Annotated in this window: 27 protein-coding genes; 16 read left to right on the top strand and 11 right to left on the bottom strand. The window is 40.0% G+C overall.

The annotated features are described in order from the left end of the window. Positions 1–3 precede the first annotated feature (3 nt). Both CLV81_RS02630 and pckA read left to right on the top strand, forming a co-directional pair. Positions 4–399: a DUF423 domain-containing protein gene (locus CLV81_RS02630; protein ID WP_106143503.1), complete on the top strand. Its 396-nt coding sequence runs from the start codon at positions 4–6 to the stop codon at positions 397–399. 61 nt (positions 400–460) lie between these two features. Continuing rightward, a complete protein-coding gene (gene pckA, locus CLV81_RS02625) occupies positions 461–2,077 on the top strand; it encodes a phosphoenolpyruvate carboxykinase (ATP) (protein WP_106143502.1) in 1,617 nt (538 codons plus the stop codon). A gap of 55 nt (positions 2,078–2,132) precedes the next feature. On the opposite strand, the gene CLV81_RS02620 is transcribed toward pckA, so the two are convergent. Genes CLV81_RS02620 through CLV81_RS02610 form a run of 3 tightly spaced genes read right to left on the bottom strand, consistent with a single transcriptional unit; the run spans position 2,133 to position 5,198 of the window. Beyond that, on the bottom strand, positions 2,133–2,876 hold the full coding sequence (locus CLV81_RS02620) for a uroporphyrinogen-III synthase (RefSeq protein WP_106143501.1): 744 nt from the start codon (positions 2,874–2,876) through the stop codon (positions 2,133–2,135). 7 nt (positions 2,877–2,883) lie between these two features. Beyond that, the gene (locus tag CLV81_RS02615; protein ID WP_106143500.1) at positions 2,884–3,540 is read right to left on the bottom strand and encodes a DUF4271 domain-containing protein; all 657 of its coding nucleotides are present in this window, start codon (positions 3,538–3,540) and stop codon (positions 2,884–2,886) included. Between the two features lie 2 nt (positions 3,541–3,542). Continuing rightward, a complete protein-coding gene (locus CLV81_RS02610; RefSeq protein WP_106143499.1) occupies positions 3,543–5,198 on the bottom strand; it encodes an ArnT family glycosyltransferase in 1,656 nt (551 codons plus the stop codon). A gap of 114 nt (positions 5,199–5,312) precedes the next feature. Here CLV81_RS02610 and CLV81_RS02605 point away from each other — a divergent pair, with 114 nt between their 5' ends. Genes CLV81_RS02605 through CLV81_RS02595 form a run of 3 tightly spaced genes read left to right on the top strand, consistent with a single transcriptional unit; the run spans position 5,313 to position 7,806 of the window. Then, entirely contained in the window at positions 5,313–6,041 is a 729-nt protein-coding gene (locus CLV81_RS02605) for a polyprenol monophosphomannose synthase (protein ID WP_106143498.1), read from the top strand. Positions 6,042–6,043: 2 nt separating this feature from the next. Beyond that, complete coding sequence (locus CLV81_RS02600; protein WP_106143497.1) at positions 6,044–7,378, top strand: dihydroorotase; 1,335 nt, start codon at positions 6,044–6,046, stop codon at positions 7,376–7,378. After that, positions 7,375–7,806, top strand: a complete 432-nt coding sequence (locus CLV81_RS02595; RefSeq protein ID WP_106143496.1) for a DUF4296 domain-containing protein — start codon at positions 7,375–7,377, stop codon at positions 7,804–7,806. The genes CLV81_RS02600 and CLV81_RS02595 overlap by 4 nt, the downstream gene beginning before the upstream one ends. Here CLV81_RS02595 and CLV81_RS02590 read toward each other — a convergent pair. Continuing rightward, the gene (locus CLV81_RS02590) at positions 7,790–8,803 is read right to left on the bottom strand and encodes an NAD-dependent epimerase/dehydratase family protein (protein ID WP_106143495.1); all 1,014 of its coding nucleotides are present in this window, start codon (positions 8,801–8,803) and stop codon (positions 7,790–7,792) included. The two genes, CLV81_RS02595 and CLV81_RS02590, sit on opposite strands and share 17 nt — an antisense overlap. An 84-nt stretch (positions 8,804–8,887) precedes the next feature. Here CLV81_RS02590 and tyrS point away from each other — a divergent pair, with 84 nt between their 5' ends. Continuing rightward, complete coding sequence (gene tyrS / locus CLV81_RS02585; protein WP_106143494.1) at positions 8,888–10,186, top strand: tyrosine--tRNA ligase; 1,299 nt, start codon at positions 8,888–8,890, stop codon at positions 10,184–10,186. A gap of 3 nt (positions 10,187–10,189) precedes the next feature. On the opposite strand, the gene CLV81_RS02580 is transcribed toward tyrS, so the two are convergent. The 5 genes from CLV81_RS02580 to CLV81_RS02560 form a co-directional block, all read right to left on the bottom strand. Continuing rightward, a complete protein-coding gene (locus CLV81_RS02580; RefSeq protein ID WP_106143493.1) occupies positions 10,190–11,176 on the bottom strand; it encodes a long-chain-fatty-acid--protein ligase in 987 nt (328 codons plus the stop codon). Between the two features lie 59 nt (positions 11,177–11,235). After that, positions 11,236–11,559, bottom strand: coding sequence for a T9SS type A sorting domain-containing protein (locus tag CLV81_RS02575; protein ID WP_106143492.1), 324 nt, complete (start codon positions 11,557–11,559; stop codon positions 11,236–11,238). A gap of 144 nt (positions 11,560–11,703) precedes the next feature. After that, a complete protein-coding gene (locus tag CLV81_RS02570) occupies positions 11,704–12,015 on the bottom strand; it encodes a T9SS type A sorting domain-containing protein (protein ID WP_106143491.1) in 312 nt (103 codons plus the stop codon). A gap of 151 nt (positions 12,016–12,166) precedes the next feature. Beyond that, positions 12,167–13,381 carry a multidrug transporter gene (locus CLV81_RS02565; protein WP_106143490.1) on the bottom strand — a complete coding sequence of 405 codons (1,215 nt, stop codon included), beginning with the start codon at positions 13,379–13,381 and terminating at the stop codon, positions 12,167–12,169. A 33-nt stretch (positions 13,382–13,414) separates the two neighbouring features. Further along, positions 13,415–16,231 carry a TonB-dependent receptor gene (locus CLV81_RS02560; RefSeq protein ID WP_106143489.1) on the bottom strand — a complete coding sequence of 939 codons (2,817 nt, stop codon included), beginning with the start codon at positions 16,229–16,231 and terminating at the stop codon, positions 13,415–13,417. 186 nt (positions 16,232–16,417) lie between these two features. On the opposite strand from CLV81_RS02560, the gene CLV81_RS02555 reads away from it, so the two are divergent. Together CLV81_RS02555 and CLV81_RS02550 are read left to right on the top strand one after the other, a co-directional pair. After that, positions 16,418–17,104, top strand: a complete 687-nt coding sequence (locus tag CLV81_RS02555; RefSeq protein WP_106143488.1) for a response regulator transcription factor — start codon at positions 16,418–16,420, stop codon at positions 17,102–17,104. Positions 17,105–17,193: 89 nt separating this feature from the next. Continuing rightward, positions 17,194–18,159: a sensor histidine kinase gene (locus tag CLV81_RS02550; protein ID WP_417935417.1), complete on the top strand. Its 966-nt coding sequence runs from the start codon at positions 17,194–17,196 to the stop codon at positions 18,157–18,159. On the opposite strand, the gene CLV81_RS02545 is transcribed toward CLV81_RS02550, so the two are convergent. Beyond that, positions 18,084–19,196 carry a glycosyltransferase gene (locus tag CLV81_RS02545; protein WP_106144881.1) on the bottom strand — a complete coding sequence of 371 codons (1,113 nt, stop codon included), beginning with the start codon at positions 19,194–19,196 and terminating at the stop codon, positions 18,084–18,086. The genes CLV81_RS02550 and CLV81_RS02545 overlap by 76 nt on opposite strands. Before the next feature lie 69 nt (positions 19,197–19,265). Between CLV81_RS02545 and trmB the strand changes: the two genes are divergently transcribed. From trmB to CLV81_RS02510, 7 genes are all read left to right on the top strand, one after another. After that, the gene (gene trmB, locus CLV81_RS02540; RefSeq protein ID WP_106144880.1) at positions 19,266–19,940 is read left to right on the top strand and encodes a tRNA (guanosine(46)-N7)-methyltransferase TrmB; all 675 of its coding nucleotides are present in this window, start codon (positions 19,266–19,268) and stop codon (positions 19,938–19,940) included. After that, the gene (locus tag CLV81_RS02535) at positions 19,937–20,566 is read left to right on the top strand and encodes a LysE family transporter (protein WP_106143486.1); all 630 of its coding nucleotides are present in this window, start codon (positions 19,937–19,939) and stop codon (positions 20,564–20,566) included. Before trmB ends, CLV81_RS02535 begins: the two co-directional genes overlap by 4 nt. Next, complete coding sequence (locus CLV81_RS02530) at positions 20,567–20,893, top strand: MGMT family protein (RefSeq protein ID WP_106143485.1); 327 nt, start codon at positions 20,567–20,569, stop codon at positions 20,891–20,893. A 112-nt stretch (positions 20,894–21,005) separates the two neighbouring features. After that, complete coding sequence (locus tag CLV81_RS02525) at positions 21,006–22,145, top strand: Mrp/NBP35 family ATP-binding protein (RefSeq protein WP_106143484.1); 1,140 nt, start codon at positions 21,006–21,008, stop codon at positions 22,143–22,145. Between the two features lie 2 nt (positions 22,146–22,147). Further along, positions 22,148–22,387 (top strand): NifU family protein, encoded by a 240-nt coding sequence (locus CLV81_RS02520; RefSeq protein WP_106144879.1) that lies wholly within the window; start codon positions 22,148–22,150, stop codon positions 22,385–22,387. 64 nt (positions 22,388–22,451) lie between these two features. After that, positions 22,452–23,510, top strand: a complete 1,059-nt coding sequence (locus tag CLV81_RS02515; RefSeq protein ID WP_106143483.1) for an NAD(P)/FAD-dependent oxidoreductase — start codon at positions 22,452–22,454, stop codon at positions 23,508–23,510. Between the two features lie 48 nt (positions 23,511–23,558). Then, positions 23,559–23,891 (top strand): 2Fe-2S iron-sulfur cluster-binding protein, encoded by a 333-nt coding sequence (locus CLV81_RS02510; protein WP_106143482.1) that lies wholly within the window; start codon positions 23,559–23,561, stop codon positions 23,889–23,891. A gap of 83 nt (positions 23,892–23,974) precedes the next feature. Here the strand turns inward: CLV81_RS02510 and CLV81_RS02505 are convergent, their stop codons facing one another. Continuing rightward, positions 23,975–25,711 carry an ABC transporter ATP-binding protein gene (locus CLV81_RS02505; RefSeq protein ID WP_106143481.1) on the bottom strand — a complete coding sequence of 579 codons (1,737 nt, stop codon included), beginning with the start codon at positions 25,709–25,711 and terminating at the stop codon, positions 23,975–23,977. Positions 25,712–25,840: 129 nt separating this feature from the next. On the opposite strand from CLV81_RS02505, the gene CLV81_RS02500 reads away from it, so the two are divergent. Further along, complete coding sequence (locus tag CLV81_RS02500; RefSeq protein WP_106143480.1) at positions 25,841–26,878, top strand: TPM domain-containing protein; 1,038 nt, start codon at positions 25,841–25,843, stop codon at positions 26,876–26,878. Positions 26,879–26,888 lie beyond the last annotated feature (10 nt).

The raw sequence follows: 26,888 nt of genomic DNA, 5'->3' as shown, positions 1-26,888 counted from the left end.
GTTATGAAAAGAACATTTTTAATAACGGGAGCGATATTGGGCTTGATAGGAATTCTTCTTGGGGCATTTGGTGCCCATGGTTTAGAAAGAATTGCTGATTACGAAAGTGTAGATTCTTTTGAAACGGGGGTCCGCTATCAAATGTACCATGCTTTTTTCTTTCTTTTTGTTGGACTTTGGGGTGGGATGAAGGGAAAATCTGAGGTCATATTGTATAGATTGACATTGACCGGGGTTATTCTTTTCTCTGCTTCAATTTACATTTTGGTTATAGGAAAAGCCCTTTCATTCGATTTAAAATACTTAGGTCCAGTTACCCCAGTTGGTGGCATTCTTCTAATTTTTAGCTGGATTTTTTTAGCATATAGCATTTCGACCCAAAAAAGGGCAAATAACTAGATTAATACGGACTAGAGAATATATAATTTTCTAGTTTTGCCCTAACGTTAAAAGTAAAAAAATGACATCTGACAGCCCATTTACGAAATCGATTTCGTTAAAGGATTATGGAATCCATCATGATAGGATACACTATCAGCTTTCTCCTGATACCTTACACTCAACAACCATTGATATGGAGATGGGAAAGCAGGCCTCTTCTGGAGCTTTAGCCGTCAACACCGGGGAGTTTACTGGAAGGTCACCTATGGACCGATTTATTGTGGAGGATGAAATTACCAAGGACAAAATTTGGTGGGGTGACATCAATATTCCATTTGATGCCGGAAAGTTTGATAGGCTATATGACAAAATGGTGGATTACCTTAATGAGCGCGATGTTTTTGTACGGGACTGTTATGCTTGTTCGGATGAGTCATATCGTTTGAACATACGTGTTATTAATGAATACCCATGGTCCAATCTGTTTGTATACAATATGTTCTTGAGGCCTGAAGAGGAGGAACTAAAGTCTTTTGACCCTGAATGGGTGGTGCTGAATGCCCCAGGCTTTACCGCGGATGCCAAAATTGACGGTACCCGTCAACATAATTTTGCCATTTTGAACTTTACACGGAAAATTGCTATTGTAGGGGGTACGGGATATACTGGAGAAATCAAAAAAGGTATATTCTCAGCTTTGAACTTTATTCTACCAGTCCAAAAGAACACATTGCCTATGCACTGCTCGGCCAATGTAGGTCCTGAAGGAGATACAGCACTTTTCTTTGGTTTATCAGGTACTGGAAAGACAACTCTCTCCACAGATCCTAATAGAAAGCTGATTGGTGATGATGAGCACGGATGGACACCACAAAATACAGTTTTCAATTTTGAAGGGGGTTGTTATGCAAAAGTGATAGACCTGTCTCAAGAAAAGGAGCCCGAGATATATGGTGCCATAAAAAAAGGAGCTATCCTGGAGAATGTCATTATGGATGATAATGGTGTAGTTGATTATTCAGATACCACCATTACGCAAAACACAAGGGTAAGCTATCCAATACACCATATTGAGAATATCCAACAGCCTTCGATTGGGAAAAATGTGAAGAATATCTTCTTTTTGACCGCTGATGCTTTCGGAGTTATTCCACCTATATCAAAACTGACACCTGCCCAAGCTGCATATCACTTTATTTCTGGCTATACGGCCAAGGTGGCTGGGACAGAGGCTGGGGTGGTTGAGCCACAACCTTCTTTTTCTGCATGTTTTGGAGCCCCATTCATGCCCTTACATCCTGCCAAGTATGCGGAGATGCTAAGCAAAAAAATGGTGGAATCCGGAGTAGATGTTTGGTTGATTAATACTGGATGGACCGGCGGACCCTATGGTGTGGGAACACGAATGAAACTTAAGTATACCCGGGCCATGATAAGTGCTGCCCTGAGTGGAGAGCTTGGGCTGTATTCCTATGACAAATACCATATTCATTCTGTATTTGGAGTGGCGCAGCCCAGGGAGTGCCCTGGTGTTCCAACCGAAGTTTTGAGTCCGAGAGCAACTTGGAACAACGATGATGCTTATTATAAAACGGCCTTTAAACTGACAAACGCGTTTCGCGAAAACTTCAAAAAGTTTGAAGCCTACGCCAGTGAAGAGATTAGGCGTGGAGGTCCTCAACGCTATGCATTTTAATTGAAAAAGGCCGCTCTTTAGAGCGGCCTTTTTGATATAAGAGCTAAAGCTTTAATTATTTGTTTACACTGGTAATGTATTTCTGAAGGGCCATGGTCATTGAAGGTGTTTCAGGAGTAGGCGCCTTAATATCTATTCGAAGTCCGGCGTCTGTGGCAGCTTTTACTGTGCTATTACCAAAAACGGCGATTCTTGTGTCGTTCTGTTCAAAATCAGGAAAATTCTTCAAAAGAGATTCTATTCCCGAAGGACTGAAGAACACCAATACATCGTAATAAACGTTTCTCAAATCAGACAAATCACTGATTACTGTCTTGTAGAAAATACCTCTTGTCCAATCTACTTTAAGTTCATTCAAAGCTTCAGGAACAGCAGCCTTCAAAGTATCGGAGGAAGGAAGCAAGAACTTTTCATCCTTGTATTTCTTAATCAACGGTACCAATTCGTTGAAAGTTCGTTTGCCAACATATATTTTACGCTTACGGTACACTACATACTTCTGTAGATAGTAGGCAACAGCTTCAGATTGGCAGAAATACTTCATACTATCAGGTACCTTAAACCTCATTTCTTCAGCAATTCTAAAGAAATGGTCCACAGAATTTCTACTGGTAAGAATTATGGCAGTAAAATTATTGAGGTCAATTTTCTGCTGTCTTACAGTTTTGGCCTGTACTCCTTCTACATGAATGAAGGGTCTGAAATCTACTTTTACTTTTTCTTTTTCGATTAATCGAGAATAAGGGGAATTTTCGATTTTGGGTTCTGGTTGGGAAACCAAAATTGTTTTTACTTTCATAAGATAATCAACCTTTTAGATAGCTTCCAATTACAACCAAGGGTGCAATTTCGAGTGCGCAAAGGTACAAAATAAAATAAAACAAATAGGAGACTATCACTTTTTGATGGTTCTTCACCAGCTTTATCAGTCCAATGGCATTAATTAAAAGAATAAGCCCAATGGCTATGTAAATGACAGTTTTTGAATTGTTCAGTATGTAAATCAGAATTATGTTACTAAGAAACATTACCAAACTACTGTGATTAAAATATGTGGTTTTGTTATAAATCACATCCCAAACCAGTTCTTGGGTATTGAAAGCAAAAGCCTTGAAAAGTTGAAGGAAGATTTTAACAGTTTGGAAAACTATTACCAATGCAATAGTAATCAAGAACACCTCAAAAGTGTCCTGATTTGACGTACCGTTCCACGCCTTGTTAATCAAAAAAATGAATAACGAAAGGTTAATGAACTGGAAAATGGTCATGAAAATATGGAACCAGTTTAAAAGACGTCCTTTTTTGTTGGAAAGCATAATATACTTATTGTTAAAGGGCAGAATCAAGAAGTTGAGGAACTTGGTTTGAAAGAGATACTTTCCCAAAGTCATTACAAGCATACTCAAGACCAAAGCTAAGGTCATCCAATCCAGAGATTCTATGGTTCTGATAATTGGGTTCATTGTTAAATTTTAACAGGGATTCCATTCAATCCAGGAAGTAGACCGTTCTCAGAAACACCCACTCTAAAATACTTAGGATTTTCAAATTTGGATTTTGGCAGTTCGAATCTAAACTCAAGAGTATCTCTGGCAGGGATTATTTGCCTGTCTTTTTTAACAGCTTGTACCTCCATTGTTTGTAAATCCTTTACTTGCTTGTAGGCATTTGAAAATGCAGCAGAAAATGAAAGTTTTGATAATGGAACATCAAAATTATAGGGATTGTAAATCTTTAAAGAGTATTCCTTTTCTACAGAAGTGGTATCCACTATGCATTGCAACTTTCGAAAAGATTCAAAATTATCCATAAATGTTCCAAAATACACTGTTTTATTATCAGAGTGCAAAAATTGAATGTCTCCACTTTTAGCATATTTCGTTACGTACAGTATCCTTTTGTTTTGGACACTTTTTTCAGATTCATCAATGGAATACTGGCTTTTCCGGTACATATGATTGTTTAAGGCAAAACTAGGTTTTCCAGAGTAGAAGGAGTACATGGATGGGCGACGATAAGAATTTTCGAAAATCACAGGAACCCCTTTCGACTTTTTCTTGAGTTCATTCACCCAAACGGTATTGTCATGGGTTTCAAACCTAAGAGGGAAAAGGGGTTTGTATACTAACCATGCCCGCGCGTATAACATAATCACTAGGCTTACAAGTCCCAATCGATATACCCATTTTCTGGAGCTTGAGTTTTCCAAAATGTAGTTGAATGTCAAGATGGCTAGGGGAATTGAGATGACCACCACCCATTGTGTCTGTACCCTCCTATTGAAACTTGAAACAAAAAAGAAAATGATTACCCCATAGGAGAGATATTTTAGGGCCTTTACAAAAAGGTCGGTTGTGTTGGTTTTTAGCAAAGCTTTATAGACCCAGAAAAAAAGGAGCCCAAAAATGGCCACAAGATTAACTAAGTATCCCAAGGTAAATTTAGAAAAGGAGTAGGCTTGGTTGGGGCGTTCATAAATGTGGTATTTAATGGAAACAAAATCATGCCCATAAAGCCATACGAAATGAGGTATATAACAGAGCAAAGCGATTATGACGGCAAACCACGCCCTAGGCTCGCGCAATAGCTTTAGATTGGACAGCAATACGAAAACAATGACAAGAACTGCATGGTATTTACTATACATCAAAGCTGCCATTACCACACCAATGGCAAGAGCAAGCAGATATGATGGTTTTTCCAAGAAAAGCTTGTAAAGCCAAAGAAAAAGTGCAGTAAAAAAAAGTAGTGGAGTATCAGGGAGTGTAAAGAATCCGTAAGCATTCAAGAGGGTGGTGGAAAACAATAGAAGAAAGAAAACCACCACGTGGTCTTTTTTCTTGGGATTATCTATGGTCAACCACAGAACCACATAAGTCCCCACAGATAGAACACAACTTATAAAACGTACGCCCAATTCTCCATCAAATAAAAAACTGCCTATTTTGATAAGAAAGGCAACCATGGGAGGGTGATCAAAAAACCCCCAATCCATATTTTGCGCATAGTACCAATAATAGGCCTCATCATAAATGAGCTCGGTAAGACTGCTTTGAACAAGGTTTAAGATGAAAAGTGACGCGAGTAGAATAAGGAAAATCGCGGGGAACCTTTGGGTCATCAATAGATATTTTGGTGGGATAAAGGTACAAATATTGGTAAACTGCGGTGACCGTAAATCTATAGTATTAAATCAGAACACAATGTGTTATTTTTGCCGTCTAACTTATCATGAATGGCAGACGGACTCGTCATTATACCTACTTTCAACGAAATCGAAAACATTGAGGCGATTATCAGAACGGTTTTCGATTTAAAGAAAGATTTTCACATTCTGATTGTTGATGACAATTCTCCAGATGGAACAGCAGAAAATGTCCGAATGCTTCAAGAAGAATTTCCCAAGCGACTTTTTCTGGAAGTAAGGAAAGAGAAATCCGGCTTGGGAACAGCCTATATCCATGGTTTCAAATGGGCTTTGGATAGGGACTACAATTATATATTTGAAATGGATGCCGATTTTTCACACCGTCCCGCGGATTTGTTGCGTTTGCATAGGGCGTGTTTGAATGAGGCAGACGTTGCCGTGGGGTCTCGCTATAAAAAAGGGGTCAATGTGGTTAACTGGCCTTTGTTCCGTATTCTGCTTTCCTATGGAGCTTCCTTCTATGTAAAACTGATTACGGGAATGAAGGTTCACGACCCAACTGCTGGTTTCGTATGTTATAGAAGAAAGGTTTTGGAAGAAATTGATTTGGATAGGGTACGTTTTATTGGCTACGCTTTTCAAATTGAAATGAAGTATAGAGCCTACTTAAAAGGCTTTAAAATAGAAGAAGTATCCATTATCTTCACAGATAGGATTCATGGTAAGTCCAAGATGAATTCAAAAATTGTCAAAGAGGCCATTTTTGGAGTGATTACGATGAAACTAAGAAGCACCTTTTTAAGAAAAAGTTTTTAGCAATGCCAAAGATTCTATTAAAGAATGCCAAAATGGTCAATGAGGGGGAATGTTTCGAGATGGACGTTCTCCTAAATTCTGATTTCATTGAAAGAATTGATAGGGATATTTCGGAACCTATGGCAACGGTCATTGATTTAAAAGGAGATTATCTCTTCCCTGGGATTATCGATGACCAAGTACATTTTAGAGAACCCGGGTTGACCCATAAAGGAACTATTGATACTGAAAGTCGTGCGGCACTGGCAGGCGGGATTACGACTTTTATGGAACAACCCAATACAAACCCTCAGACCACCACAATTGAAAAGTTGGAAGAGAAGTTTGGTATGGCGTCCAAAAGCGCTTGGGCCAATTATTCTTTTCTTTTTGGAGGAACCAATGATAATTTGGAAGAGCTAAAGCGACTGGACAGGAATGCCTGCTCAGGGGTCAAACTTTTTTTAGGTTCGTCTACAGGAAACATGCTAGTAGATGATGAAGTCGTTTTGGAGCGTATTTTCAGTAGCACAGGAATGGTCATTTCTGCACATTGCGAGGATGAGGGAACCATAAAGGCCAATCTTGAAAAGTATAAAGGTGAATATGGAGATAATATACCCATTCACCTGCACCCCATTATCCGAAGTGAAGAGGCGTGCTTCTTATCTTCATCAAAGGCCATAGCCCTTGCAAAGCAAACCGGTGCCAGGTTACATGTTTTTCATTTGTCCACTGGAATAGAAACGGATTTGTTTACCAATGCAATTCCCCTTGAAGAGAAAAAGATAACAGCTGAGGTGTGTATACATCATTTATGGTTTTCTGATGAGGATTATCAAAATAAGGGTGCTTTCATCAAATGGAATCCAGCTGTAAAGACACAAAAAGATAGAGAGCAATTGTGGGAAGCCCTTTTGGATGATAGAATTGACGTAGTAGCCACCGACCATGCTCCGCATACGTTGGAAGAAAAAGACAATCCCTATACAAAATGCCCATCTGGGGGACCGTTGGTGCAGCATGCACTGCTTGCCATGCTGGAAAAGGAAAAGGAGGGAATGATAAGCAAACCAAAGATTGTGGAAAAGATGTGCCATAATCCGGCCAAGCTTTTCGATTTGGATAGAAGGGGGTATATCCGTGAAGGATATTATGCCGATTTGGTTCAGATACAAGAAGGAGTCTCCCAAATGGTTGAAAAATCCAACGTGCTATACAAATGTGGTTGGTCTCCTTTTGAGGGAACTACTTTCCACTCAAAAGTGATGAGAACATTTGTTAATGGCCATTTGGCCTATGACAATGGTATTTTTTCTGAGAAGCGGAATGCAAAAAGACTCACCTTTAACAGATGACAAAGAGAACCGTACTTGCTTTTGTTTTGGTATTAGCGGTTTGGAGCTGTGCTGAAAAAGTGGTGGAACCACCTGAGGATTTGATTTCCGAAGAAAAAATGGTCGACATTCTCCATGATTTGGCCCTACTCAGAGCTGCAAAAACCTCTTTTAATTACTACTTAGAGGATAACAGTGTGGAGACTATGGATTTTCTTTATAAAAAATATCAGATTGATAGTATCCAATTTGTCCAGAGCGATAAGTACTACGCTTCTATTCCATTGAGATATCAAATGATTTATGAGAAAGTGGAGGCAAGATTAGAAGCAAAAAGAAAGGTATTGGAGGAAGACAGCCAAAAAAGAAACGATAGCACCAGAGCTGCCCAACAAAATAGAGCAGACTCTTTGAACAAAGTCAGAAAAGAAGCTAAGCCTTCATCGTAACTTTAAACTTTTCACAACAAAATCCGATTACCTCGTTAAGCGATTCATAAGTGAAATTAGGTATGGTTTTCGATTTTGAATTGTCATACTTGTCTTGTTGATACAAACCTTTCACAAGGTTTTTTGTAAGTCTTCTGCGCTTCCCAAAAAATGTACTTTTTAGGAAATCGATTCGCCAAAGGATCTCCAATAATGAAAGGGAAACTATTTTTGACGGAGGTTCCACACCTAAAGCTTTAGCCATATTGAGAAATACCTCATGATAGGTCAAATTTTGATTGACCAAGATATAGCGCTCATTTTCTATGTTGGATTGCATTAACAGTACCATGGAATTCACCACATCATTCACACTTACGAAGCCACTTCCACTTGGGAATGAATATCGCCCTCCTTTTGAAGCTCTTCTGAACAATAGGCCACTGCCCGAACGCCAAAATCCTGGGCCCAATACAATTCCAGGATTGACAATTACCACAGGAAGTCCCTCTTGGGAGCCTCGCCAAACCTCTAGCTCCGACTCAAACTTCGATATACCGTAAACGGATACTTGGTTATCGTTCCATTCTACATTTTCATCATATATGGTTTGCCCTTTTTTGCCAGAACCTAACGCTGCAATCGAACTTACATGGCAAAACTTGTTGACCTTATATTTCACGCTAAGGTTAATCATGTTGGCCGTACCATCAACATTTGTTTTAAGCAAATCGTTAAGATCTTTGGGATCAAATGATATCAAAGCAGCACAATGGTATACTTGGTTAACCCCTTCAAAACAAGGTTCCAAAGAAGCTAGGTCCGTAACATTGGCCTCGACCCACTGAATTTTATGGTATAACTCATGTGGTTCTTCAGAATAAAACCCAAAGACCTCCAGTACTTTGGTTTTCTTTTTGGGGTCTCGATACGTTGCCCTTACGGTTCCGCCATCCTGTACAAGTTGATAAAGTAAGTGTGAACCTAATAGTCCAGTTCCCCCGGTGACTAGAATCATATAACTAAAGTAGTTCTTTGCGTCGTATTTCCGTAACGATCTAAGAACTTCATTTTATATTTGCAGCGATTTAAACTACTAGGGATGAAAACAAATTTTGTTCAAGAGCTGAAATGGCGTGGAATGATACATGACGTAATGCCAGGAACGGAAGAACACTTGATGGAAAAAATGCAGGCTGCTTATGTCGGGATAGACCCCACTGCGGACTCATTGCATATTGGACATTTGGTGGGGGTAATGATGTTGAAGCATTTTCAGTTGGCAGGACATAAACCCATTGCCCTTGTAGGTGGCGCAACAGGAATGATCGGGGACCCTTCGGGAAAATCGGCAGAACGTAATCTTTTGGATGAAAAAACCTTGCGAAGAAACCAAGAGGCCTTAAAAGCACAATTGTCCCGTTTCTTGGATTTTGATGGCACTGAGTCAAATGCAGCTATTCTTGTCAATAATTACGATTGGATGAAGGACTTTTCCTTTTTAGACTTTATTCGGGACGTGGGCAAGCACATAACCGTTAACTACATGATGGCCAAGGATTCCGTAAAAAAGCGATTGTCATCGGATGCTAAAGAAGGCATGTCCTTTACGGAGTTCACGTATCAACTGGTTCAGGGGTATGACTTTTTGTATTTGTATCAGAATCATGATTGCGCCCTCCAAATGGGTGGAAGCGATCAATGGGGAAATATTACTTCTGGAACCGAACTCATCCGTAGAATTGGCGGAGGGAAGGGATATGCCCTGACCTGTCCTTTGATCACAAAGGCCGATGGCACTAAGTTTGGAAAGACCGAAGGAGGTAATATTTGGTTGGATGCCCACCGCACTTCACCGTATCGTTTTTATCAATATTGGCTGAATACTTCGGATGTGGACGCGGAGAAGTATATCAAGATTTTTACCTTTTTGAACAAGGAATCTATTGAACAGCTGATTGAAGAACATAATGAAGCACCGCACATGCGATTGCTTCAAAAAAAGCTTGCCGAAGAAGTAACTTCAATGGTACATTCTGAAGCTGATTTGGACCGAGCCGTGCAGGCTAGTAATATTCTTTTTGGCAAATCTACTTCTGAAGATCTAAAACAACTGGATGAGCAAACGTTCTTGGACGTTTTTGAAGGAGTGCCCCAAGCTCAGTTATCTATGTCAGAATTGGAAAATGGTTTGGATATGATTGGTGCGCTGGCAGCAAAAACAGGATTTTTGGGGTCCAACGGAGAGGCTCGTAGAGAATTAAAACAAAACTCCATTTCCGTAAACAAGGAAAAAGTGAAAGAGGATTATTTAATCACTAAAACCGATTTGATTAACGATAAATTCGTGTTGCTTCAGCGAGGTAAGAAGAATTACTATGTGCTGGTCATGATGGATTGACGACTATAAAGCCATCAAATTACATCCCCTAACATCAGAATGATCGAACCTTCCTAAAACCTCAAAGGAACCATCTGGGTATACTTTCCCCAAATCTTGAGTGGCAATAAATGAGCAAGAATAGACATTGGCTAGGTCAATTATATTGATTCCTCCCGTTTTACCATAATCCTGGGGAGAAAGTGGGTCTTCAGTATCCCTTGTCAAAACTTTCATCCAAGGAGGGCAATCAAATGTACCTTTACCCAAGGAGTATGCTTGGGACAACAGTTCGGTCATGCCATATTCTGAGTATACGGCATCTGTTCCAAACGCTTTTTTTAAGTGGTAATGCAGTTCTTCACGAATCATTTCTTTTCTTCTTCCCTTCATGCCCCCTGTTTCCATAATCTTGGTATGTTTTAAGTTCATTGGATATTGCTCTGCCAAATCCAATAAGGCAAAAGAGACCCCTATCAACAGGGTTTTGGTTGCTTTCTCCTCTAGTTCAATGAGTTTTTGGTGAAGTTGTTGTACGTCGTATAGGTAGAAACCACTGTCTGGGTGCTGGGATTGATGAATCAAGTCATCTACCATGAACACCAGTGATGACCCTTTGCGTTCCAAATACGAAGGAAGTAAAGCAAGAATACAATACTTCTCGGGAGCCCCAAGGAAAAGAGTGAACGCTTTTGTAAAGCTTTCTCTATAAATATTTAAATCAGGAATGAAATGTTTGCTAGTTGTGCTTCCTGTCGTGCCACTACTTTCAAAAATAACTTCAACAGGTTTTGTAAAAGAAACTATTTCTTTCGATTTAAAGAATTCGATAGGAAGGAATGGAATCTCAGAACTATCGGAAATGTTTTTTGGATTTTTACCTAAAAGCTCACAATATGACTTATAAACAGGGTTTTGGCTGAATTGAAAATCAAAGATTCTCAAGCACTGGGTCTCAAACTCATCCGAATTTGAAATTGAGAAAATGGATTGGATATTCTTGAATTCCATGGCCCACAAAAATAGGCCAAAAAAGAAAAAAGCCCTTGAAAGGGCTTAAGATATGGGGGTTATTTGATGACCAATTTTCGAGTCATGGTCTTTTCCTGTATTGTTACTTGAAGTACATAGACTCCAGGTAACAATCGTGATATATTTAAGGTATTTGTGGATATTCGTTCCGTAAGGACAACATCACCAAATACATCAAAAATCTTAACATTTTTTGTCCCGTTAGATGAAGTAGTGATATAGATTTCATCTCCGTACGCAGGGTTCGGATACATTTTGAACCCTTGTAATTCGCTCACCTGTTGTGTGTTTACAGTGACCAGTTCTTGACCGAAGGTAAATAGTGGTAATGCCATAAGGATAACTAAGTAGAGGTTCTTCATACATGTTGATTTGGGGTCTACGCATTATAAAAGTAGCTAAAGCTTAAGGGTATACCTATAAAATGTTGTGAAACAGGAAATTATGTAGGTTAAGCTGAAAAACGTGAACGTTTACAGGATATAAGGGTCAAAATCATCGACGAACTACTTGATTATCAGTTTTCTGGTGGCAACTTTATTGTTTTCCAGAATTCGGATAATGTACATGCCCTTGTCCAAACGAGAAAGGTTTAGTTCCTTACCTACCATGGTGGTTTGGAGTACTTGGGTTCCTAAAACGTCAAAAATTGCTATTTGTTTAGGATTATTGGAAAGAGTCTCTATAAAAACCTTGTGTTGGGTGCAGGGATTGGGATATAGTTTTAAGCCATCGATATCTGCATTGGACTCCACATTCTCTTGAGAGAATCCAATGGTACACACAAAAAAGAAAAGTACCGCGTAAAGGTGCTTCATACAAAGTAGGTTACAAAGGCTATGCCACAAATATATATAATTACATCGCTGAAAGTGAGCCTTTTGTCGAAAAAGGGTTGGCTTTTTCGATGAAGTGCATGAAAAAAGCCCCGAATTACGGGGCCTTAATATTATTATTAGCGCTTATTTTTTAGTTGATGCCTACAGTCCAGCCAGCACCCCATGTGGCAACATCGGTTCCAGTTGCATTAGCAGAGTCACCACTAATTACATCTGCTTGAGTTGGAGGAGTTGGGTTTGCAAAATCATCTTCATATAAAAACTCTTCGTTTACACCAGTAAAAGAGACATCAGTAAATTGAAGATCAGTAGGAATGTTGTCTGAGGTAATATCCCCAGCAGTGTCATCTTCCACTACAACACCTCTTCCGAAATCTTCGATAACGACATTGTTAAAAATACCACCAGTCCCAGCACGTAAACGGAAAGCTCGACTGTTGTCGCCACTTCCAATAACTGTAGCGTTGTTGATGGTTGGGACAGATACGAAACCGCCAGAGTTTTGAAAGTCTGTATTGAACCCATCCATTTCAAATCCACTATCACCGTCCAAAGTTTGTGACACAAATACGTCCGTAATAGTACCGGTATAACCTTCTGTCCAGTCAACTGAATCATCTTCAGCTCCCACAATGGCAAGGTTGTTTACGTTCACAGTTCCACCAAAAAACTCTATACCATCATCAGAGCATTGGAAAACCTGTACATTATTTATAGTGGTTCCACTTCCAACTGCGTACAATGATAATCCGTTTAATTCTTGGGTCCCATTAAGAGCACCACCTACGTACTCCAGTCTCAAATAACTGATGATACCGGAATTGTCGGCAACAATAGAACCTCCATAAGGAAGTTGGCCTACTTCACTAGTTGGAAGGTCATCTGGTTCAGCAGGATCGATTAAGTTCGTGGTAGATTGGCCCAAAATAACCAAACCTCCCCAGTCTCCAGGTGCAGGAGTATTAGCGGCAGAGGTCATGATGACCGGGTTTGCTGCCGTTCCATTGATTTGTATTTGGGAACCTCTAAGCACTGCAATATAGTTTTGTACTCCATTGGGCTCAGCTTCTATTACCGTACCTGCAGGGATGGTCAATGTTGCACCTTCATCAATAAATGTGGCAGCAGCTAATCGATAGGTTATAGAAGGATCTAGTGTTGTATCTTCGGTAATAAAACCGAAAAGCTCTTCGGTTCCATTTCCACCACCGTTTCCATTGTTTCCGCCCTCGGTGTTATTTACGACACTGTTATCGTTAATAACAATATCTGGCGTGTTGTCCTCCTCACAGCCCACGATTAAGAGCGCTATTATGAGTAAGCTTGAAAGAAATCTGATTTTCATTTTTAAAGGGTTTAAAATAGTTATCATCTGTAATTAAAATTTGTATTTAAGTGACAAGCCTACATCAATACCATCCTTGAATTCGGTAATAATGAGGCGGTTGCCCACTTGGTCTGTTTGAGAAAGTGTTATATCTGGGTTAAGTAAGTTTCTTGCAGTTAGTCCTATTTCAAAGTTTTCGGTAATTGGATTGATAATTACCAGATTTAGGGTTGTAACGGATTCTTCTGTAATATCTCCAACAGTTCCTGCACCTAAAGCAAATATCCTGTCGGAAAAGTAAGAGCCAACCAGTGTTGCTTTCGGCTTGAATTTCCCTATGGTAGGAGTAAAACTAAGATCGGTATTAAAGATAATATCTGATGCCCCTTCCAATTCACTTTCTGTTCTGTTGAAACTGGTAGTAAAGGTGCCTCCTACGGATTGCAGGTCCTGGTTAGTGTCGGTCCATGCCAAATTAAATCCAAGATTAAGGAGGGGATTATCTTCAACATCCTTTAAGATATTCTTTCGAAATTCCAGTTCAACACCAAAAACATCAGCTTGATCCCCAGTTCTGAAATAGCGCTGGTCCCCTGTAGCATCCCTAGCGGTTACCCGGTTTACTGGATCTTTGATCTGTTTGTAGAAAACGCCCAAAGAAATGATTTCCCTAGGGGATAAAAACCACTCGTACTTTAAATCGTAATTAAATATCTCAGAAAAGTTCGGTCCGCTTCCATCAGCACCTCCAAGAAGGTCTGGATTACCACCATAGCGAATAACAACATCCTCATAAACGAAAGGAGCAACTTCCTTGAATTCTGGAAACGAGGCAGTCACACTAAACGAACCCCGTAGATTCATGTCTTCATTCAAAGCATACCTTGCATTTAAGCTAGGTAAGAGCAAATTGTCATTTGAGGTTACGGTAGTTGAGGTACCTGGGGGAATGATGTCACCTTGGACATCATATGTAATTTCTTGTTGGAAATTCTCAAACCTGATGCCGGGTATTAGGAGTAATTTTTTATCCAAAAGCTGGATTTCGGTATTGATGTGACCAGCATATACATTCAACTCACCTCTATATTGGCTATCTGGTAATCCAGGTCTGTTCACGGTACTTTGTCCAGGTATTGGATTTAAGGTTACCACATCCCATAAACCACTTCCATTTGGAATATCTATATTGGATACATTAAATATTTCATTTAGATTATTTACGTCAGTAATCTCCAAGTCATTATCCGTAAACTCGTATCCGTAGCGGATGGCATTGAAGTTTCTTACCTTACGTCTACCGGCATAACCCACGTTTAACGCAAAGTTTTCTGAAAACTGCTTTTTTACGTTAATGAAGCCGTTAAACTCATCATCTTCTATTTCTTGAAAGAACCGTTGATTGTCAAATGCTACGTTATCAAAAAAGATAGGATTTGTATTCGGGTCGCTATCCAATGCCAATTGATAGTTTTGAAGCGTGAAACGTTTACGGTCCGGTTCGTCGGAAAGTACCTTATTATACCCAAATCCCCAGTTGGCTTCAAAACCCTTTTCTTCATCATCGAACTCACCCAAAAGTTGGTTTACAAATATCTGATCTTGGTTAAAACGCCCGTTATAAACAAAGAATCCTTGATCTGTATCTCCAATATCATCCCTAATCGTACCTTCTCCATTTACACCAAAAAACTCGGTTTGATCTTGGGCACTATTGATGTACAGTGATCGATATTGCAATTTGAATTTGCTGGACGCTATATAATCGATATTAGCCAACGCCGTAGTAGTGGCGTTGTAGATATATTGATCTACATTGGGATAAGAGGAATTCAATGTATTAGTAAAATCACTTGCTTCACCCTGTCTAAACCTCCAGCCATTGGCAAAGGATGCAGTCCCAAAGAAGTTTAGTCTAGATTCTTCATTAAACACAACAGAAAACCCACCTTCAATACCGAAGTTTACGTTGATTGGAGAACCTCCGTCAACTGGATCAACCGGCTGACCAAGAACAATAGCGAAAGGATTGTTGTCATATCTGTTATATCGACCAAAGTAGCTTATACCTTCATTCAACAAAAAATCTTCTCCAATAGCTGCAGAGTTTAAACCTGAGCCTGCGCTAACACTGAGGTAAGCCTTACCTGTATGAGCTTTAGATACAATGTTTACATTACCGGCAGAGAAGTCTCCATAGAAATTGGTAGAAAATGCCTTACTCACTCCGATACTCTGTATCACATCGGACCCGAATAAATCCAAGTCAATGTTCTTTTTATTGACATTGGTGGAAGGCAGAGATAGACCGTTGAGCGTTGTGTTCTGATAGCGATCACCCAAGCCACGTACGTAAACATTACTAGAGCCTTGTTGTTTTGAGATTCCAGCAATTTGTGCTACGGCTGCTGCTGCGTCACCAATACCTTTTCTCGTCAATACTTCTGCTCCAATGGATTCTTGGATAACAAGAGCCTTTTTTTGCTGCAGGAGTAATGCAATTTCAGAATCTTGTCTCGCGGATGTGGTAACCACAACTTCATCCAATCCAAAAGTACTGGCACCTAATCCTGCATTAACCTCAGTAACCTTATCAGATTCGACAACGACATTAGGTATTTCCAATGTTTCATATCCTAAAAAACTAATTACTAGGGTATAGGTTCCAGGGGCAACATCTGCTATTTCAAAAAGGCCATCCACATCTGAAGTGGTTCCCTGAGTGGAACCCTGAATAAGAACATTTGCAAATGCCAAGGGTTCATCATTAAGTTCTTTATCGGTCAATTTACCTACGATACTACCGTTTTGTTGGGAGAAAGCTGCAGTACTAATTATGGTAAAGAGGAGTATTAGATATGTTTTCATTAGTCTTCGTTGGATTATAATTCGGGGCAAAGAACGAGACAGCCTGTAAATGCGATGTTAGCAACGTGTTAAGTGTTTATTTGAAAAGTGTTACAATAAGGTTAGGAGATTAAATGAATGTTAAGCATTTATCGAGTTATCGTATTATATTTACATTTGGGTGTTACTAATTAATTCTACCATCCCATGAAAACAAAGGATATCAAAATACTATTGGTTGACGATGAGCCAGATATCTTAGAAATTGTGAGTTACAATCTCTCTGCTGAGGGGTACGAAGTTTTTACAGCGAAGAACGGCGCCGAGGGCGTTGTCAAGGCAAAAAAGAAGAGTCCCCACCTCATTATTTTAGATGTTATGATGCCAGAGATGGATGGGATTGAAGCTTGTGAGGTTTTAAGGAATACCCCAGGTTTGGAGAATACCATTATTACATTTTTGACTGCCAGAGGGGAAGATTATTCCCAAGTTGCCGGTTTTGATGCCGGAGCCGACGATTACATAACCAAGCCTATAAAGCCCAAAGTGTTGGTGAGCAAAGTGAAAGCCCTTTTACGGAGATTGAAGGACGAAAAGCAAGAGATTGAAGACATTGTAAAAGTGGGTAACATCGTAATCAACAGGGAAGAATATAAAATTGTAAACGATGGTAAGGAGATAATTTTGCCACGAAAAGAGTTTGAGCTTCTATCCTTATTGACATCAAAACCCAGTAAGGTTTTCAAACGGGAGGTCATCCTTGACAAAGTATGGGGCAATGAAGTGGTTGTTGGAGGAAGAACCATAGATGTACACATCAGAAAATTGCGCGAGAAGATTGGAGACCATCACTTTAAAACCGTAAAGGGCGTGGGCTATAAGTTTGTCTTGTAATGGCCATTCAAACCAGGAAATCCTACAAGTTTGCCCTACGTTCCTCCTTTTTCATTTCTTTAATAACAAGCCTTCTTTTTTCAGTTGCAATGGTCCTTTTGGAAGAATGGAACCTCTTGCTGTTGGCATCCCTTTTTATCAGCTTATTCATTATTTCATTCGTTGTATTGCAAGTCCGGGTGGAACGCTTCATTTACAGAAGAATCAAGAAAATATATGATGATGTTTCACTCTTGGAATCCTCTACTTTTTCCTCTAAACCCGTTACAACGGATATGAAGACTTTGACCGAGGAAATTGAAAAATTTGCTGAGGACAAAAAAATTGAAATAGATACACTAAAAATTCAAGAAGAGTATAGAAAGGACTTCTTGGGGAATGTATCCCATGAACTAAAAACACCATTGTTCACCGTTCAAGGGTATATATTGACCTTGCTTGATGGAGCAATCAATGATAAAAAGGTTCGGGAAAAGTATCTGGCGCGGGCGAACAAAGGGGTGGAGCGATTAATCTATATTGTTCGTGATCTTGACTTGATTACAAAACTTGAAGTTGGTGGACTGAAGCTTGAAAAAGAGGATTTCGATATCATTGAATTGATTCAAAATGTATTTGACCTATTGGAGATGAAGGCCGCAGATAAAGAAATTACCTTGACTTTCGATATGGAATATCCCGAACCCATTTTCGTGAAGGCGGACCGCGAAAAAATTCAACAGGTCATCAGTAACCTATTGGTGAATTCAATTAAATATGGTCATCCCAAAGGTACCACGGAAGTTAGTGTTGAAAATCTCATAAAGAACAAAGTCATTGTTCGGGTAACGGACAACGGTGAAGGAATTCCCAAAAAGCATATTCCTCGTTTATTTGAACGTTTTTATCGTGTGGACCAAAGTGGAAGTCGTAAGGAAGGAGGCTCAGGGCTTGGACTTTCTATCGTAAAACATATTATTGAAGCGCACGATGAAAAAATCTATGTGGAGAGTGAGGAAGATGTGGGTTCTGAGTTTTCTTTCACCTTGGAAAAAACCCCGAATAACTCCAAATAGTCAATAGTGGTATCGAATTGTGTCAGCCCTTCAAAAGAGGCGACTCTATCCAATTGTTCCGCGGTAAAATCATCCTGCTCACAATATGGAACATACCCCTGCTTTTGCATTCGTTTGGCCAAATACTCCTGCTCATACTGACCTGGGGTAGGGATAAAAAATGCTTTCTTTTCCAATTTGGCCAAATCCATGACCGTGGTATATCCCGAACGACAAAGAATTAACTTGCTTTGGTTGATGGCTTTTTCCAGCTCTTCAGATTGCATAAAATTGAAAAGGTCCAAGTGATATTTGCCTTGCTCTAACCTTTCATGGTTTTGTTTTTCCTGTATTTTTCCCTTTACAAATAGAATGTTTCCGGCAAAAGCTTTTAGTTCTTCCAGTAATTTTTCTTCCAGTAGAGTACGCTGAGGTTCCGGGCCGGATAACAGTACCATTAAATCATAAGACACCTTCTTTTTGTTTTTTTTAAATCGACTAAGGGGACCTAAGTAGATAATGTTCTTTTTCTTCTTTTTTAAATGACCGAGTTTGCCGGTTAAGTTGGGTTTCCCTTCAACATCGGGCACCCAACATGCATCAAACTTCTTGATAATGTTTTGGTGTGCTTTTGAGCTCATCCATGTGGTATTTCCGGATAGAACATTCAATTGATGGGTAATAAAGACGCATGGAACTTTTTTATAATATACCCCTAAACGATTGTCAGAAATAATACCGTCCAAATCATATTCTTTGACCAATTTCTTTATTGCCTTTTTTTCTTTTGACATGGCCTTGAAGACTTTTGGAGAGTCCCAGATTATCTTAAGTTTGAAATTACGCCCCTTTTCTGCATAGGTTATTTTATAAGAAGGGAGCTCAAAAGAAGGTAGGTTGGGAAACTCCTTTTGTAACAAAGACAGAGCTACTCCGTCTGAAGCTATGTATGGCTGATGGCCTTGAGCCAACAGGGCATGAATAATAGGGATACAACGTGTGGAATGTCCAAGTCCCCAGTTGAGAGGAGCCACTAGGATACGTTTGGAATTTTGCATAGAACAAAGAAACAAAAACATCAAATCATTATTGAATTCCTTAGTTTTACAAAATGTTAAATGATAGCCTTGGGAAGTAAGAATAAACTAAAACGCTTTAAAGAAAATGAGTCCTTCCCCAATGTTATTCAGCCCACTAGGGATGAAGCTCTGAACGACTTTGTTTGGAAGGGAAAATGGTGTGATTTCTTCAAAAATGGTAACCCTCTTGTTTTGGAATTGGGCTGTGGCAAAGGGGAATATTCTGTAGGGTTGGCGAAAAGAAATCCTGGTAAGAATTATGTCGGCATTGATATAAAAGGAGCTCGGTTTTGGCGTGGGGCCAAATCTGCGCTGGAGATGGACCTGCCCAATGTTGCTTTTCTACGGACACAGATTGAGTTGGTTGACTCACTTTTTGCGGAAAATGAAGTGGATGAAATTTGGATTACATTTCCTGACCCCCAAATTAAGTACAAACGAACCAAACACCGGATGACCAACCCTGTCTTTTTGAATAAATACAAGCAAATCCTCAAGCCTGATGGATATATTAATCTTAAAACGGACAGTGAGTTTTTGCACGGATATACCTTAGGAATACTTCAAGGTTTAGGGCATGAGATATGCTATTCAAATCATGACGTTTACAAAAACGAGGGAAGCCCGGATGAAGTTTTGGAAATACAGACATTTTATGAAAATCAATATCTTGAAAAGGGAAAACCCATAACCTATCTTCAGTTTAGGTTTGCTGACATATGACACACCTTCTAATCCTCTTTTTTGCCACGTTCTCTGCTGCATTTATGGCCACGGTACCCCCGGGGCTTTTAAATATGAATGCTGCAAAAACTAGTGTGGAAAAGGGAAAATTGAATGGGATAATCTTTAGTCTTGGGGTCTCTTCCATGATTATGGTACAGTCTTATATTTCCGTTCTCATTTCCAAGTTTCTCTACAACAATCCAGAAGTTATCGATTTGCTTTTAAAGATAGCTTTGGTAGTTTTTGCTTTTTTTGCAATCTACTTTTTCGTTACTGCTAAGAAAAAGACTAAAGGCGGATTGAAACCAGTGAAAATGAGCAAAAAGAATAGTTTCTTCAAAGGGATGCTTTTGGCCGCTCTGAATTTACTGACCATCCCCTATTATAGTGGTCTTAACGCGATGTGGAACAAAGCAGGTTGGATTAAGTTTGAGATTACGGACATTCTTATTTTTGTACTGGCTGCTGGAATGGGTACGTTCTCGGTATTGTATTTGTATACGTTTTATTTTAATAAATTGGAGACGAAGACCAATAGATTTTCGAAAAACTCAAACTATATTTTGAGCGCTTTAATGCTAATTCTTTTGATTATCACCTTAATCCGCATTTTTTACAGATAAATGGAAGAACCCAACTTTTTTGATAAGGTTTATGAAGTGGCAAAGTTGATTCCTTACGGAAGAGTGACCTCCTATGGAGCTATTGCAAAGTATTTGGGTGCTGCACGGAGTGCTAGAATGGTTGGTTGGGCCATGAACAATTCACTGGCAAAAGATGTACCAGCACATCGGGTTGTTAATCGAGTAGGGGTTTTGACGGGAAAACACCATTTTGATGGTACCAATCTGATGCAACAACTTTTGGAAAATGAGGGGATTAAAGTGGTGGACAACCAAATTGTAAATTTTCAAAAGCACTTTTGGGATCCGGCGAAAGAACTTCAATAACCCAACCCTATCCCACCATCTTCATTTTCAATGGGCAAACTTCCCAAAATGAAGCCGTTGCCGTATCTTTGCAATTTAGAATCAGTTTAAACGACGGCAAACAAAACGATTGATGAAGTTTAATAAAGCAGACATTCTTAAAGCATTGGAAAAAATCTCTGCACCAGGAGAGGGACAGAATTTAGTAGAGAGCGGAGCAGTGACCAATGTTCAGGTTTTTGGTGATGAGGTTGAGGTAGATGTAACCATAAAGAATCCAAGTCTTCAAGCCAAAAAGAAGACCGAGGTAGAGATATTAAAGATAATACACCAAGAAGTCTATCAAAAAGCAAAAATAAAGGTGAACCTTAAGGTGGATGCTCCGGCAAAACCTAAAGTGAACCAAATCAAGGGGAAACCCATTCCTGGAATCCAAAACATCATTGCCGTTGCCTCAGGTAAAGGAGGCGTGGGTAAGTCTACGGTTACCGCCAACCTTGCGGTAACTTTGGCCAAAATGGGTTTTAAAGTTGGTCTTTTGGATACCGACATTTACGGACCATCCATGCCCATCATGTTTGATGTTGCTTTGGAAAAACCCCTTTCCATCAACGTGGATGGTAAGGCAAAAATGAAACCGGTTGAAAATTATGGGGTCAAAATGCTTTCCATTGGTTTTTTCACCCAACCGAACCAGGCAGTTATTTGGAGGGGACCTATGGCATCCAAAGCCTTGAATCAAATGATTTTTGATGCCCATTGGGATGAACTGGACTTTTTGCTCTTGGATTTGCCTCCAGGAACTGGGGATATCCATCTGAGCATTATGCAGTCTTTGCCCGTTACGGGAGCTGTGGTGGTCAGTACTCCGCAAGAAATTGCCTTGGCAGATGCCCGCAAAGGTGTAGCCATGTTCCAACAAGAGGCGATTAACGTTCCCGTATTGGGAATAATAGAAAATATGGCCTATTTCACTCCAGAGGAGTTACCTGATAACAAATATCATATCTTTGGAAAAGATGGGGCCAAAAACCTTGCTGAAGACTTAGGCGTCCCTTTTTTAGGTGAAATACCTTTGGTTCAAAGTATTCGGGAAGCAGGAGATGTAGGAAGGCCGGCAGCGCTTCAAACGGCTACGCCAACAGAGGAAGCTTTTGAAGAGTTGACTAAAAATGTGGTTAGCGAATTGGTTAGAAGAAATACTGATTTGCCACCTACTGAAGCAATTAAAATTACAACTATGGCCGGTTGTGCAGCGGTCAAAAAGAAATGAGTATGACATCAGAAGAATTACGTAGCAATGTAGAGAAAGCTTTGGAAGAGATAAGACCTTTTCTTCAAAGTGATGGAGGCGATATCTCATTGATTTCCATTGATAATGAAAATTCAGTGAAGGTGAAGTTGGAAGGGAATTGTATCGGGTGCAGTGTCAACCAAATGACGCTTAAAAGTGGTGTTGAAATGACCATAAAAAAATATGCACCACAAATTGAGGAAGTGGTCAACTTAAGTTAGTATGACTAAAATCATAATTACTTCATAAGGCAAAATGTAAGTTGCACCCTTCAAAACATTTTACATGATTACAACCGATATTTTGATTATTGGAGCGGGACCTACGGGTCTTTTTGCTGTTTTTGAGGCAGGGTTACTTCAACTAAAATGTCATATTATTGATGCACTTCCCCAACCTGGTGGACAGTGTGCCGAGATATATCCAAAAAAACCAATCTATGATATTCCTGGGTTTCCAGAGGTATTGGCCGGAGAATTGGTGGATAATCTCATGGAGCAGATTAAGCCATTCCAACCAGGATTTACTCTAGGGGAACGGGCGGAGACTATTGAAAAACAAGAAGATGGTTCATTTGTGGTTACCACGAACAAAGGAACTCAACATAAAGCTCCAATTGTGGCCATCGCTGGAGGTCTTGGAAGTTTTGAACCAAGAAAACCTCAATTGCCCAACCTTTCTGATTATGAAGATAAGGGCATAGTTTACATGATAAAAGAGCCGGAAGTTTTTCGAGATAGAAGGGTTTTAATTGCCGGAGGGGGCGATTCAGCCTTGGACTGGTCTATCTTTCTAGCAGATGTAGCTTCAGAAGTTACCTTGGTACACAGACGAAATGAGTTTCGTGGAGCTCTGGATTCAGTAGAGAAAGTGCAACAACTCAAAAACCAGAAAAAAATTAACTTGATTACCCCAGCTGAGGTTAGAAGTTTGGAAGGAGCAGAAAAACTGGAGAGGGTTGTGATCGAAAAAACGGATTCAGGAGAAAAAATAGACTTGGAGGTGGATGATTTTATTCCATTGTTTGGACTATCTCCAAAGCTAGGACCAATCGCAGATTGGGGTCTTGAAATTGAAAAGAACGCCATTAAAGTGGATAACACCCTGGATTATCAAACCAACATCCCAGGAATATATGCCATTGGCGATGTGAATACCTATCCCGGAAAACTAAAGTTGATTTTGTGCGGTTTTCATGAAGCCACTTTGATGTGCCAAAGTGCCTACCAACGTATCCACCCAGATAAAAAGTACGTCATGAAATATACAACCGTTGGAGGAGTGACTGGATTTGATGGTAGTAAAAAAGAAGCTCCAAAAGCAGTGGTCAAAGCGATAGAATAGTAAGGAATTTTGTTTCTTGCGGACTTTTATGGCGTCTAAAGTACTTAAATGAGCGACATTAAAATCAAAATCACGGATAGGCAAGGTGTACTGCATGAAGTGGATGCACCAACGGATATGAACATGAACCTGATGGAGGTGGTGCGTTCCTACGAGCTTGCTCCTGAGGGTACAATTGGCATTTGCGGCGGTATGGCCATGTGTGCTTCGTGTCAATGTTATGTGAATTCAGGTCATGATCTTCCTGAAAAATCGGATGATGAGGAAGCCATGCTGTCCGAAGCTTTTAATGTTGAGGACAATTCCAGATTGGGTTGTCAAATCCATATCACTCCAGAGCTCGAAGGGCTGGAAGTGGAACTAGCGCCAGAAGAAATCTGATTCTTTTTTGTCATTTCTGCGAAGGCAGGAATCCATAGAAAACGTTTGATGGATTCCCATGAAAATGGGAATGACAAAGGCGATTATATCCTAGCCTGATAAGTAAAGAGATTGTAATACCTCCCTTCGGAAGCAATCAATTCTTCATGGGTACCCTGTTCTGCAATTCTCCCACTTTCAATAACTAAAATTTGGTCCGCTTTACGAATGGTACTTAAACGGTGTGCTATTACAAAAGTGGTCCTTCCCTTGGTCAATTCGGCTAAACTTTTTTGAATAAGTGCTTCAGATTCTGTGTCTAAGTTGGATGTGGCCTCGTCCAAAATAAGAATTCTTGGGTCTGCCAAAACAGCTCTCGCGATGGCAATACGCTGCCGCTGACCACCTGATAGCTTAACCCCTCGTTCACCTATCAATGTATCCAAGCCTTCATCAAACCTATCGGTGAACTCGTCTACATAGGCTGCTTTAACCGCTCTCTGTAACTGCTCTTCGGATGCATCTGGCCTGGGGAAGAGAATGTTTTCTCTAATGGTTCCCTCAAACAAAAAGTTATCTTGAAGTACCACACCCAAATATTGCCTAAAACTATTGAGGTCCACTTGGGATAAATCTTGTCCATCAATGGTAATGGTTCCAGAATTGGGCTTTAAAAAACTGGCTGCCAATCCTGCTATGGTCGATTTTCCCGAACCGGAACTCCCCACTAAAGCAACAACTTGTCCTGATTTTACCTTAAAGCTGATATTGTGCAGCACTTCTTTTTCCTCTTCATAGGAAAATGAGACGTTGATGAAATTCACGTTGCCCAAAATGGAATCCAGTTGAAGGGTGCGTTCACCCTCTTCTGCCTCTTCCGGAGTGTTCATCAATTCTTCCGTTCTATCCAATCCTGCCAAGGCCTCGGTCAACTGACTCCCTATATTGCTCATCTGAACAATCGGAGCAATCATAAGCCCCAATAAAATGGTAAACTGTACAAATTCGCCAACGGTCAAACTACCCTCAATAATTTGATATCCGCCAAAGCCCATAACACTTGTGGTGGCCACACCTAACAAAAATGTGGAGGAGCTCGACATAAATGCTGTCGTGGTCAAACTCTTTTTTACGTTTTGGTACAAGCGGTCCACGCCCACTTCAAAAACCGCTTCCTCTTGTTTTTCGGCATTAAAACCTTTGATTACACGTATTCCCCCGAGCGTTTCCGTAAGTCTTCCTTTTACTTCTGCATTGATTTTTCCCCTATTTCGGAAAATGGGCCGAATAATCTTGAAAGCTTTCAGAGCAATCACAGAAAAAACAATCAATGGAATAAAGGTTATCAGGGTCATAGGAACACTGATGTCTAAAAGCAGAATCAATGACACCACCGCCGTGATTGTTCCTCCGACCAACTGTACTAATCCAGTACCAATAAGATTGCGAACACCTTCTACATCTGACATGATTCGGGATACCAAGGCCCCCGATTTTGTGTTGTCAAAAAAGCTGATGGGTAGGGCCAGCACTTTTTTTTGCACCTGAGCACGCAGCTCTGATATTAAATATTGTGCTTGTACGCTGACTATTCGGGTGAGAAGGAATGAGGTTATGGCCTGTACCAAAATGGCCAGCATGACACCGGCAACCAAATACTTGAGCATGGTATAATCCTTTTTTACAATAACATCATCAATAAGATATTTTGATGCAATTGGAGCAACAAAGCTTGCCGCTTTGCTAATGGCGATTAGGAGCAAACCAATAAGCACTAATTTTCTTTTGGGCCAAATAATAGTTTTGAACGCCTTGAGGATGCTTACTTTTTTTTCTGACATAGCTTTTGGGAAAGAGTGTGCAAGTTAGTTCAAATTTTAGGCCGGTAAAACCAAAAAGGGTCTTCATGAACTGAAAAACGTGAACAAGACCCACTTATACTATCTTTGAGAGGATACAGTTTGTAATTAATGAAAACAGCATTTCTTTATTTTCAGATGCTTTTTGTGACCATGGCATTGTCGCAAGAGGACTATCCACAGCTTCAAGAAATAGTTACGGACCATGCCAACATTTTCAGCAATGCGGAATTATTGGGGATGAGGGCAAAACTCAGTCAATTTGAGGCAGAGACCACCAATCAGTTGGTTGTACTCACCATTCAACGATTAGGCAGTGAGACCATTGAACAATATGCCAGCGGGACTTTCAACCAGAACGGATTGGGCCAAGCGGATAAGGACAATGGAATACTGATTCTTTTTGCGAAGGAAGATAGGGAGGTGAGAATAGAAGTGGGCTATGGTCTGGAACCTTTTATTACAGATGCTTTGGCATCCAGAATTATAAGGAATACCATGATTCCCGAGTTTAAGGAAGAAAACTATTTTGAAGGATTGGACTTGGCCACTAATCAGATTATCCAATTTTTGAATGACCCTGAGGCTCTGGAGGAATTCAAGAATGAAATGGATGAAGAATCTGACATGGGCTCGGGAGTCAAGATTTTCATGATGTTTTTTCTATCCATTTTTGTGGTGGCTGGAGGATTTATTTCCTACAAGTCCTATGGCAAAATGATAGAGGTGTTTCGGGGAATGTTCATAGGTAAATTGGGTGTCGTTCCAGGTATTTTTATGGCACTGTTCAGTTTTATTCCCTTAGTGTTTTCTATGGTTTTTGTGGTCATGCCCCTCGTCTTTGTTGTCATGATTTGGGAAATTGATATTGCAAAATACGAGTACCTATTGGACGATTTAAACTGGTTAATCTATGTAGTTATTGGTAGTTTAGGACTAGCTATGCTTTTGGCCGTCTTGAAAATTCGAATCAAAGGAAAGGAAGATTTCAAGCTTTCATTCCTTAAAAGCGATAGCAAATACATGTCCAAAACATTTTCTTCGGGAGGAACGCATTCCTTTGGCTCAAGCTCGAGCAGTGGGAGCTCCAGCAGTTTTTCTGGAGGTGGTGGTAGTTCTGGAGGTGGTGGTGCTAGTGGGAGTTGGTAGTTTTCTTGTT

This window comes from Flagellimonas meridianipacifica (assembly GCF_003001695.1).
GTDB classification, from domain to species: Bacteria; Bacteroidota; Bacteroidia; order Flavobacteriales; family Flavobacteriaceae; genus Flagellimonas; species Flagellimonas meridianipacifica.
This window is presented reverse-complemented; position numbering and strand designations above follow the sequence as displayed.